Below are 10,944 nucleotides of genomic sequence, written 5' to 3'. Positions count from 1 at the left end.
AGAAGCCCAATACTTCAATCCCCGCATGACGGGCTACAATAACTTCTGACACGGTCGACATCCCTACTGCATCTGCCCCTAGTGTACGCAGCATAACGATTTCAGCAGGTGTTTCATAGTTGGGTCCCAGCAATCCGGCATATACACCTTCCTGCAGACTAAAACCTTGTTGAATGGCTGTTTGTTTGGCAATTTCACGTAAGCGGCGGCTGTACGCCTCCGACATGTCTGGAAAACGAACGCCCAGCGCAGCATCATTCGGGCCAATCAGCGGATTTTGTCCGGTCAAATTCAAATGATCCGAGATGACCATCAAATCGCCCGCTTTATAGGACGTATTTACACCACCTGCCGCATTCGTCACGAGCAGGCTTTGAATCCCGAGCTGCTTCATTACCCGAACAGGGAAAGCCGTCAGCTGCGGACCATACCCCTCATACATATGAAAGCGCCCCTTCATCATGACGACAGCGCGACCTTCGATAGTACCTAATAGTAACTCTCCCTCGTGACCTTCCACGGTTGAAACGGGAAAATGGGGAATATCCTGATAAGGAATACTTACTCCATCTTGAATCAAATCGGCCAGTATACCGAGCCCCGATCCCAGAATAAGACCAATCTCTGGACTTATCCCGCTCTGGGCACGAATATAATCTGCTGCTTCCTGAATTGTAGCTTGATTAGCTGTTGACATAAACATCTCTCCTGACTTGTACAATCGTAAAGTTATAGTCATGATCACATTTTCTATAATAGCAAAGCTACATTACGTTCGATCCTTGCTTTCATGGGAAGTGCGGTTGCCGCCGTGAGGGTGATGCATTTCGTATACTTCCTTCATGTTTCGTCTAGCTGTCTGTGCATATACCTGCGTCGTTGACAGATCAGCATGACCCAGCATTTCCTGCACAGAGCGTAAGTCTGCTCCGCCCTCCAACATATGTACCGCAAAGGAGTGCCGCAGCGTATGGGGCGTGATATCCTTGCTTATATCTGCTTCCTGAGCGTACTTTTTGATTATTTTCCAGAATCCCTGTCTACTGAGACGCTGACCTGATACATTCAAGAACAAGGCTTCCTGCTCTACCTGAGCTTCTTCACCCTGCATTGATCTTTGCAATGCTGGACGCTGTTCGTCCAAGTAGGCTTGTGTCCACTGTGATGCCTCACGACTGATCGGTACAACACGTTCTTTACCTGCCTCGCCGCCACAGCGCACAAAGCGCAAATCAACGTGTACATCCCGCACGTTCAGGGCAATCAGCTCTGATACACGGATGCCTGTCGCATACAATAGCTCCAGCATGGCCTTATCCCGCCCCCCTTGTGGGTTACCCACATCCGGCGCTGCCAGTAAACGCTCTATTTCATCTTGCGTTAACACCGAGGGTTTCTTTTTAGTGGCTTTGGGCAGCTCCACCAGAACGGACGGATCATGGATCGCGATTCCTTCTCGAATGAGAAAATGAAAAAAGGAGCGAATGGAGGCAACGCTCCGTGAAATTGTCGCCGCGGCTTTTCCCTCTTCCTTCAGACGTCCCAAATATAGTACCAGATGTGACCGCTGGACATTGTCAGGCTGTTCCAGACCACAGCTTTCTGCGAACTCGACAAACTGCTGTACGTCCCGCTGATACGCTTCCAGCGTACTGCGTGATAACCCTTTCTCCTCTTCCATATATTGAACGAAAGGTTGAATATACATTTTCATGAGTTCCAAAAGTCTCCTTGTCCTGCATACAGCGATTCAGTTGTTGCGCCTGCTTCTTTGTGTGCTGTCTTTATACCATCATCTCACAAGAAGATTGCATAGACTACTCACCATACCAATAAAAGAAACGTAAGCGTTCTAACAACGCAGTTCGTTGCTCGGACCCATCATTCACGTTTTGTCCGCCAAATACCTTAACTGCATGTCCTTCTGGTATTCGGTAATGATCTACAGGTGTTATCCAATCTGTAAACAGTCTGAGGCTATAAAAGAACATAATTGCCAGCGCCCCAAACAATATCAGCATGCGCAGCCATTTCAGTCCTCTCCGCAATGAAAGTACCATGTGGATCAGCCGCCTTCCCTAAATATAACCCCTATGTAGGGCTCTATATGGAAGGGTATGACAAGCTATTCCGTTTTATACCACTGGGTCCTATAAAGCAAATTCTGAACCAAAAAAGCTCTCCCGAACGCGTCTTCGCCGGTGAGAGCCTGGGTAGTCAGCTTATTAATCCTGAGATTTGTTTTTCTTGGATTTGCCTGGGGTTTTCTGGGCGGTTGTATCGTTCTTCGCCTTACAACGATAACAAATACCATGGAAGTCCAAACGATGGTCCACCACAGTAAAATTATATTCCCGTTCCAAACGCTCCTCTAATGGCCCAAGCCAATCTTCCAGTATTTCATCTACACTGCCGCACTGCACACATATCAAATGGTGGTGATGATGTTTACTTGTATCGCCGCGCAAATCATAACGCGCAACGCCATCCCCAAAATTAATTTTCTCCACGACATGCAGTTCACTTAGCAGTTCTAGGGTACGGTATACGGTTGCCAGACCGATTTCGGGAGCTTTCTCTTTGACGAGCATAAATACATCTTCCGCACTCAGATGATCATCTTCGTTCTCAAGTAAAACTCTGACGGTGGCTTCCCGCTGAGGCGTTAGTTTGTAGCCCTGGGATTGCAGTTGCTGCTTAATTTTTTCGATCCGTGCTTCCATGTGTCTCCCTCCCCCTGCAAAGCTACTGCCTACTGCACTTTTTTTCACTCCTATTATTATAGGGGGTCTATACAAATAAAGTCAAACATTTTGAAATGAGATTAAGATGTTACGGAAGCTGTCAGCATAGGAGTGACCCATTGCATCATAACCGGAGTGACCCAGGTTTCAAAAGACGCACTGCCGATGAGCAATACCATCATCACTGCAGTCAATCCTGCATAAGAAAGCAACGGACGCAACATCCCTTCTGATGGCCGGTTAGCGAGTATTTTGGTCTTGATCATATGAATGGAAAAAGTCATCGCAGCCACACTACAAACGAGCAGTACTGGAATCACGAGCAGGTTATGTGGAGCAACGGAAACCAACGAAAATAATAATCCTTTCCATGAATATTGCCCGACCATATAACCTACAGAAAATCCGATCAACACACCCTTGAGGAAATTCAAGACAAGAATACCCGGGAGTCCAATGACGGAAAGTCCGCATACCCAAATGAGGCCCACCCATTTAAGATGTAGAGATACGCTGTCCCAAAAGGTAGAGGATGCCTGCGAATCAGCAAAGCCCTGTTTGTTTTGATTGACCGTCACAAAAAAATCCTTCAGGTAACGGGACAAATCCTGTAACTGTTCCAGGGAGAGTGCATTTACCATTAGTGCGCCAAACACAACTCCCACTAGAAACAGTACAGCCAAAAAAACATAATATGGCGTCTGATCCTTTAACGTATGACGAAACCATTGCATCAGGCCCTGCCCCTTTCATCTGCTTGTTTGTCCAAAAAACAACAGTAGACCGACGGCTGATGGCTAGAAATGGGGCAGCTTTCGCTGCAAATCTTACATCACGAATGATGCGCCAAGCCAGCGGCAGAGATATTTTAAGGTTATGAACAAGCTGGCGCTGATATGCCTTTTTACAGGAACAAGACTTTACTAGGACACATTACTAGGATTTCGCTATTTTTCCGTATGTTCCACCCCCGCCGGATACAAGCGCCAGGCGTCCTTCGCGTGAAAGTACAATCTGCTCTGCCAACACATTACCGACGACTCTAGACAGTTCCTCCTGTGTAACCTCATGTAAAATATTCATTTCTGTTCCGAATGCTGCTAATAGCTGGTTAAGCTTGGCTTTACCCAAGCCTGGAATAAATTCCAGCGGAATCTGGTAAATGTACGGAGGACGATGAGAGGGAATTACAGGCTCTTCACGGTCTGCAATGCTCCAGATTCGATCGAGCACACCCCGTACCAGCTTGGTATGGCCACAGTTAGGGCAACGTTCGTCCGCCATCTGCTGCTCGTCAATAATCGTACCGCAGCTTTGACAGTAAGAGCGATGGTATTTTCCAAGTTTGGGATTCAAACCGTAGTTGGCACACACTCGTCGTCCTTCACGCCGCTCCAAAGCCATCCTGAATTCATCAAAACATGGCTTGGCCATTGATATTTTATTGTACTCTCGTCCAATTTTCCCAAGGGAATGGGCATCTGAATTTGTGAGAAAGCTGAAGCGATCCAGCTCCGAAATCAAGCCGGCCATAGATGAATCTGCGCTCAGTCCTAGTTCCACCCCGCTAATGAGCTCCATATTCAGCAGTTCCTCCATACGGGCTGCGGAACTTCCATAGATCCCTTTATGTGGAGTGAACACGTGCGCAGGCACCATAATGCCTCCACGTCCATAAATTTGCTGCTGCAACTCACGTGGCGGTGCGTAGATCCGTTGTGAGCTGAGATTAACATTTTTCATATGCTTAGCCAGCCATTGAGTAAAATCCTCCATCGCCGCCAGATCAGGAAAATAGGCCAGTATGTGAGCCTCGGGACGACCCTCAGCCCGGATTTCCAGCTCCGTGCCAAGTATAATAACTGTATCTCTATATGCAATGCCACCACCGCTGATTTCTTCCATTTCACCTGTATGCAAATGGCTACGAATATCCTCCTGTACATTAGGTGCATGGCAGTCAATGATTCCGATGAGCTCAATCCCTTTGCGACTGGAGGCTTCCTTGGCTATATTGGCAAACGTAAGATCACGGCTACCGCTAATTTTGACCGGAGCTCCTTTTTCCGTTCTGCCAATATGGATATGCAGGTCTGCAAAGTAGTTGTTAAGTTCTAATATATTTGTATCCATCCGCTTAGAAGCTCCCTGTTTGTTGGCGAAGTTGCCATGCATAGACGGCCAGAATCGTTTTGGCATCACTAATGCGCCCTTCACGAATAAGCGTGTGCGCTTCTTCCAGCGTCACTTCAAATAGCTCTAAGAATTCATCCTCATCTGGTTCCATCTCACCTCGCTCCAGATCTTCGGCCGCATACAGATGTATGATTTCATCCGCAAATCCGGGAGATGTATAAAAAGAGTGCAGCAGCTTCAACGATTTGGCTGTATAGCCTGTCTCTTCCCGCAATTCACGTCCTGCGGCTTCCATCGGATCTTCACCTCGCTCGAGCTTGCCCGCGGGGATTTCAACCTCACAGCGCCCCATAGCTTGTCTGTACTGGTCCACGACCAGCATTTTTCCCTCATGTAGAGCCAAAACTGCCACTGCACCTGGATGCTTTACGATTTCACGTTTTCCAGTAGACCCGTCAGGAAGCTCTACCGTGTCTACCTGTACCGTAATGACCTTCCCTTCAAAGATAGGCTGTGTGGACACTGTCTTTTCCTCCAGCGCAGGATTGGAATAAGGCTTGCGAGGTGCATTGTTGGTTGGATTGTTCACTTGTTCGTTCGTTTGATCGTTCATCAGACATGTTTCCTCCTTCGTCCTCTATCTTTTCTTATCATTATTAATTATCTCCAACATTAGTCTAACTTGTCCACTTGGAACATATGCTGGGGTAGTATATTAAAATTCTGCTATAAGGAGAATTTAGAATGAAAAGTTACCGTACTGAAACCACCCTTCATATCGTCGGCAAAGCCTGGCAGATTCAAACCCTCCTCCGTCAATGGCAAAAGGAATATGGACCTACAGCCACTATTGCTTCGCTAACGGTTCCAAAAAAGGTTCAGATCTAAAGGAGGAACACGGTTCCCCTCTTTAACCTGAACCCTTTTTCGGTATATTGTAAATGTAATTCTATTGTAAATGTGAAAAACAAGTTTTACTTTGTAGTTTCTTGGATCAGAGCTACGACTACTTCAGCAACCTTCACTAGGTCATCGGCCTTGATCTTTTCCTCTGTGGTGTGGATGTTCTGGTAACCTACAGCCAAATTCACTGTTGGAATTCCAAGTCCGTTGAATACATTAGCATCTGAGCCGCCACCGGAATGGAAGGTTGATGTTGCCAATCCCAATCCTTGAATAGCTCGCTGTGCAACCTGTACAACTTCATCATGCTCTGTAAAGCTGAATGCCGGATAGATGACTTCACTGCGGAACTCTCCCTGGGCACCAAATTCACGCGCAGTGGTTTCGAGCGCTTCACGCATATGCTGGATTTGATGATTAACTTTTTCCTGCACAATACTGCGAGCTTCCGCACGGATCAGTACAAAATCGCAAACCACATTCGTCGCGCCGCCGCCTTCGAAGCTACCGATGTTAGCGGTCGTCTCCTTATCAATCCGTCCCAATTTCATTTTAGAAATTGCTTTAGAAGCGACTTGAATGGCACTAATGCCATCTTCAGGATTGACCCCTGCATGAGCAGACTTTCCGGTAATTCTCATTTCAATACGTGCCTGTGTGGGAGCAGCTATACAAATAGAACCGACTTCACCATTTGAATCCAAGGCATATCCGAAGTCAGAATCCAGCACTTCCGGCTTCATTGCCCGTGCGCCCATTAAACCAGATTCCTCGCCAGCCGTAATCACGAACTGAATTTGACCATGGGGAATGTTCTGCTCGCGTACGACACGAATTGCCTCGAACAAAGCAGCAATCCCCGCCTTGTCGTCCGACCCCAGAATTGTTGAACCATCACTGCGAATCCAGCCATCCTCACCCAACTGCGGTTTGATGCCTTTGCCTGGAGTCACGGTATCCATGTGGCAGGTAAAAAATATTTTGGGTGCTTGCTCCACACCTTCAGCTTTCCAGGTGACAATCAAATTGCCAGAGCCATGTCCCGTTCTTTCGCGAGAATCGTCTTCTACGACTTCCAGCCCAAGTGCATTAAACTTTTCTTTCAGAACACGTGATATTTCCTGTTCATGCTTGGTTTCACTATCCACCTGTACGAGTTCCATGAATTCCTGTAAGATTCGGTCTTTTACTATTTTTACTGTCATTAAACTTTCCTCTCTTTCCTGATTACGCTACAATACGGATAGATGTTCTTATCTATGACTTAAACCTATCCTAAAGGAGTTACACATGTCTAACAAAAAATGGGTTCGTTTTTTCATTTACGTTATGCTCGCAGCTATGATTGGTTCTACGCTGTTCATGGTAATTGAGCCGTTTATTATGCCACTATAACAACTACACCTCTCAAGGGTTGAACCACCCAAGATCCGTTACAAGCTGTGTGTGGACGAGCTGCTGCACAAGCAAACAAACAGGCGGGCTCCCGTGTCAATCACACAATAGCCCGCCTGACCTTTTATTGGAAGGAATGCGTTTGCCATTGCGCGGCAAATGAAAATTGCTGTTCAAAGTACGGTACAATTTCCCTCGCAATCTGCTCCACCGAAAAAGACTGCTGTGTACAGTCCTCTAATGATGTCACACCATATTCCTGAATTCCGCACGGAACAATGCCTTCAAAGCCCTCATGCTGTATTCCTGACTTGATATTAAAAGCAAAGCCATGGCTGGTTACGAAGCCCCGACGTTGCTTGCATTTGTTAAATTTGACACCAATGGCCGCAATTTTAAGATTCCCGATCCATACCCCTGTATATTCAGGCTTACGGCTCCCTTCGATCCCATAAGATGCCAGCAACTGAATGATCACTTCTTCGAGACTTCGAAGGTATCCATGCAAATTTAGTGCCTCTCGGTTGCCAAGCACAAGCAGGGGATATCCAACAAGTTGCCCCGGTCCATGATATGTAATGTCTCCCCCACGATCAATCTGAAAGACGCTGATGCCCTTCTCTTTCAGCTGCTCTGGTGTGAAGAGCAAATGCTCAGGATGCCTCTGGGAACCTATGGTGTAGGTTGGCGGATGCTGGAGAAGCATTAGCGTTTCTCTCGCCTCACCCGCATCCAGCTTTCCCACAATCTCCTTCTGGACATCCCAAGCATGGGCATATTCCATCCTATTCGTATAGGTTACATCAAGCGGTCGTCTGTTCACGGCCTGTCACTTCCTCTCCGTCCATTTTCCTAACTGTTCGGATGATTAGTACAGCTTCGTATCCAAGGTGTAGCCTTCCAGATTTTCTTTAACCCGTTGCAGGAATCGTCCGCAAATCACTCCATCTAAAATACGATGATCCAGCGACAGACACAGATTAGCCATCGAGCGCACCGCAATCATATCATCAATAACCACTGGTCTTTTGACAATGGACTCAAAGGTAAGAATTGCTGCCTGCGGATAGTTAATCACCGGGTAAGATAAGATTGAACCAAAGGAACCGGTATTGTTTACGGTAAACGTCCCACCTTGCATATCATCCAGTTTGAGTGTGCCTTCGCGAGTTTTACGTGCCAAATCGTCAATTTCACGAGCCAATCCGGCAATATTTTTCTGGTCGGCTTTTTTAATAACAGGAGTAAGAACGGAGTCCTCTGTACCTACGGCCAAAGAAATATTAATATCTCTTTTAATAATAATTTTATCTACTGCCCACACCGAATTGATGATCGGATATTCTTTGATTGCATTTACGACTGCTTTCATGAGAAAAGCAAGGTACGTAATATTGATGCCTTCTTTTTGCTTGAACTCGTTTTTGATCTTGTTGCGGAGCATCACCAGGTTGGTCACATCGACTTCAATCGTCGTCCAGGCATGAGGAATTTCCGAAACACTTTGCCGCATATTGCGGGCAATTGCACTACGAATAGGTGTCACATCAATAAAATACTCGGATCTGTTGTTGCCACCCTCAACTTCGACCATAGGAACTTTTGGAGCCTCCGTTAAATGAATGCCACTGTTACGCACCGGAATCGCAGGGTCCATATTTTGAACTGGTGCACTATATTGAGTGGCAGACTGCTGTAGTCCTGTAAAAGGAGATCCTTGTCCTTGCGTGCTCCCAGTCGTCTGATCAGTCACTCTAGGTGTAGTAGAACCGCCTTGCTGCACAAAATTCAGCACGTCTTTGCGGGTAATTCTCCCCCCCATGCCTGTGCCTGGCACTTTGCTTAAATCCACGTTGTGCTGGGCAGCCAGTGTTTGGACGGCTGGAGAAAAACGTCCTCGCATGGATTGATCCGAAGCAGCTCCCTGTTGGGAGTGTGCTTGTGCATTACTTTCGGTTGCTGGTGTAGAGGTTGTCGCTCCTGTTGATGCCGCTGGTGCAGCGGACTTCGTCTGAATCCGGCAAATCAATTCGCCTACCGCTACCGTCTGACCTTCCTCAGCCAACAGGTCACCCATAATACCGTCCAGTGTGGATGGAATTTCTGCGTTCACTTTATCTGTAATGACCTCGCAAATTGGCTCGAATTGCTCTACTGGGTCACCAGGTTGTTTCAGCCATTTGGCAATTGTCGCTGATACGAGCGATTCAGCCAATTGCGGCATGGTCACGTCGTTCCATTGTGTTTGGTCTGACATTTTTTCAACTCCTTAACATCATAGAAGGGCGCGATTTATCGCTGCCCTGCTATACTTTTGGAATGCTTTTGTCCGAAACTGCTCTATATTAATACATGGCGAGACGGCGCATGGCTTCCTTCACTTTATCCTTGTTTAACATATAAAACTTTTCCATCGGTGGACTAATCGGCATGGCTGGCACATCAGGAGCGCACAGGCGCTCAATCGGTGCATCCAGCTCGAACAGGCATTCTTCATTGATAATAGCCGATACCTCAGCACCGATACCGCCTGTTTTGTTGTCCTCATGAACGATTAAGACCTTGCCTGTATGTCGTGCAGCCTCAATAATGGCTTCGCGGTCCAATGGCTGAAGCGTGCGCAAATCCACAACATGTGCGGTAATGCCCTCTTCCTTCTCCAATTCCTCCGCTGCCTGCATCACAAAATGCAACGGCTGGCTATATCCAATGACCGTAATATCGTCACCCTCACGTAGTAGATTAGCCTTCCCGATCGGTACGATATAATCATCCGCAGGCACTTCACCCTTAATCAGCTTGTAGGATTTTTTATTTTCAAAAAATAGCACTGGATCAGGGTCACGTATGGCTGCTTTGAGCAATCCTTTGGCATCATAAGGTGTAAATGGAGCAACAATTTTTAAACCTGGTGTACCAAAAAAGATAGATTCCGGACACTGAGAGTGATACAGACCACCAAAAATACCACCGCCGATGGGTGCGCGGATCACCAGAGGGCAATTCCAATCGTTATTAGAGCGGTAGCGGATTTTAGCCGCTTCACTAATAATCTGATTCGTTGCCGGCAGCATAAAGTCCGAATACTGCATTTCGGCAATCGGCTTCATTCCGTACATCGCCGCACCAATGGCAACCCCTGCAATCGCCGACTCTGCCAACGGCGTATCCATGACACGTTGCTCCCCAAATTGATCCATGAGCCCCTTTGTTGTTGTAAAGACACCGCCCTTCACGCCGACATCTTCACCTAATACAAAAACTGTTTCATCCTGCTCCATTTCTTCTTTCATAGCAAGACGTATCGCATCAATATATTCCATAATTGCCATCGTTACCGGCCCTCCCCATCGCTATCAGCATACACATGCAGCAGCGTATCTTCGGGATTTGGAAAAGGCGCATTGTCTGCATATTCAATTGCTTCCTTGACTTCAAGCAGCAATTCGGCCGATAGATCCGCATCTTTGGCCTCATCCCAAATGCCACATTCGATCAAATAGCTCTTCATACGGGCTACGCCGTCCTTGGCCCAGTTCTCGTCCACTTCCTCCTTGGTCCGGTAAGCCAGATCATTATCCGAGGTGGAGTGAGGAGACAGACGGTACATCATCGCTTCGATCAGTGTAGGACCTTCACCGCGAACAGCACGTTCACGTGCTTCCTTTACAGCGGCATATACGGCCAGTGCATCATTGCCATCGACACGAATGCCCGGGAACCCGTAACCCAGTGCACGGTCGCTTACTTTTCCCGCCAACTGTTT

14 protein-coding genes are annotated in these 10,944 nt (G+C 47.1%); 2 read left to right on the top strand and 12 right to left on the bottom strand.

Annotated elements, in window-relative coordinates; genetic code table 11:
* From AC5V8P_RS18325 to AC5V8P_RS18295, 7 genes are all read right to left on the bottom strand, one after another.
* Window positions 1-697: purine-nucleoside phosphorylase (locus tag AC5V8P_RS18325; protein WP_495473763.1), on the bottom strand; the 697-nt coding region annotated here is incomplete at its 3' end.
* Window positions 698-769: 72 nt separating this feature from the next.
* A complete protein-coding gene (xerD, locus tag AC5V8P_RS18320) occupies window positions 770-1,714 on the bottom strand; it encodes a site-specific tyrosine recombinase XerD (protein WP_064796371.1) in 945 nt (314 codons plus the stop codon).
* A gap of 103 nt (window positions 1,715-1,817) precedes the next feature.
* On the bottom strand, window positions 1,818-2,060 hold the full coding sequence (locus tag AC5V8P_RS18315; protein ID WP_063213538.1) for a YqzK family protein: 243 nt from the start codon (window positions 2,058-2,060) through the stop codon (window positions 1,818-1,820).
* A 165-nt stretch (window positions 2,061-2,225) separates the two neighbouring features.
* Window positions 2,226-2,723 carry a ferric iron uptake transcriptional regulator gene (gene fur / locus AC5V8P_RS18310; RefSeq protein ID WP_064796370.1) on the bottom strand — a complete coding sequence of 166 codons (498 nt, stop codon included), beginning with the start codon at window positions 2,721-2,723 and terminating at the stop codon, window positions 2,226-2,228.
* A gap of 101 nt (window positions 2,724-2,824) precedes the next feature.
* Window positions 2,825-3,478, bottom strand: a complete 654-nt coding sequence (gene spoIIM, locus AC5V8P_RS18305; protein ID WP_063213540.1) for a stage II sporulation protein M — start codon at window positions 3,476-3,478, stop codon at window positions 2,825-2,827.
* A gap of 202 nt (window positions 3,479-3,680) precedes the next feature.
* Window positions 3,681-4,877 carry an endonuclease Q family protein gene (locus AC5V8P_RS18300; RefSeq protein ID WP_064796369.1) on the bottom strand — a complete coding sequence of 399 codons (1,197 nt, stop codon included), beginning with the start codon at window positions 4,875-4,877 and terminating at the stop codon, window positions 3,681-3,683.
* Window positions 4,878-4,881: 4 nt separating this feature from the next.
* The gene (locus AC5V8P_RS18295) at window positions 4,882-5,493 is read right to left on the bottom strand and encodes an NUDIX domain-containing protein (protein WP_063213542.1); all 612 of its coding nucleotides are present in this window, start codon (window positions 5,491-5,493) and stop codon (window positions 4,882-4,884) included.
* Window positions 5,494-5,624: 131 nt separating this feature from the next.
* On the opposite strand from AC5V8P_RS18295, the gene mciZ reads away from it, so the two are divergent.
* Entirely contained in the window at window positions 5,625-5,768 is a 144-nt protein-coding gene (gene mciZ, locus AC5V8P_RS18290) for a Z-ring formation inhibitor MciZ (protein WP_081276771.1), read from the top strand.
* An 86-nt stretch (window positions 5,769-5,854) separates the two neighbouring features.
* On the opposite strand, the gene AC5V8P_RS18285 is transcribed toward mciZ, so the two are convergent.
* On the bottom strand, window positions 5,855-6,988 hold the full coding sequence (locus tag AC5V8P_RS18285) for a tripeptidase T (protein WP_064796368.1): 1,134 nt from the start codon (window positions 6,986-6,988) through the stop codon (window positions 5,855-5,857).
* 85 nt (window positions 6,989-7,073) lie between these two features.
* Between AC5V8P_RS18285 and prli42 the strand changes: the two genes are divergently transcribed.
* Window positions 7,074-7,178: a stressosome-associated protein Prli42 gene (gene prli42 / locus AC5V8P_RS18280; protein ID WP_142612118.1), complete on the top strand. Its 105-nt coding sequence runs from the start codon at window positions 7,074-7,076 to the stop codon at window positions 7,176-7,178.
* Window positions 7,179-7,302: 124 nt separating this feature from the next.
* Here prli42 and lipB read toward each other — a convergent pair whose 3' ends face one another.
* The 4 genes from lipB to AC5V8P_RS18260 all read right to left on the bottom strand — a co-directional run.
* Window positions 7,303-8,001: a lipoyl(octanoyl) transferase LipB gene (gene lipB / locus AC5V8P_RS18275; RefSeq protein WP_063213544.1), complete on the bottom strand. Its 699-nt coding sequence runs from the start codon at window positions 7,999-8,001 to the stop codon at window positions 7,303-7,305.
* 45 nt (window positions 8,002-8,046) lie between these two features.
* Entirely contained in the window at window positions 8,047-9,435 is a 1,389-nt protein-coding gene (locus AC5V8P_RS18270) for a dihydrolipoamide acetyltransferase family protein (RefSeq protein WP_063213545.1), read from the bottom strand.
* An 88-nt stretch (window positions 9,436-9,523) separates the two neighbouring features.
* Complete coding sequence (locus AC5V8P_RS18265; RefSeq protein ID WP_063213546.1) at window positions 9,524-10,510, bottom strand: alpha-ketoacid dehydrogenase subunit beta; 987 nt, start codon at window positions 10,508-10,510, stop codon at window positions 9,524-9,526.
* 2 nt (window positions 10,511-10,512) lie between these two features.
* Window positions 10,513-10,944: thiamine pyrophosphate-dependent enzyme (locus AC5V8P_RS18260; protein ID WP_495473762.1), on the bottom strand; the 432-nt coding region annotated here is incomplete at its 5' end.

Source organism: Paenibacillus sp. N119s (assembly GCF_059447605.1).
The sequence above is the reverse complement of the archived record's forward strand: the minus strand, read 5'-3'. Positions and strand labels throughout refer to the sequence as shown.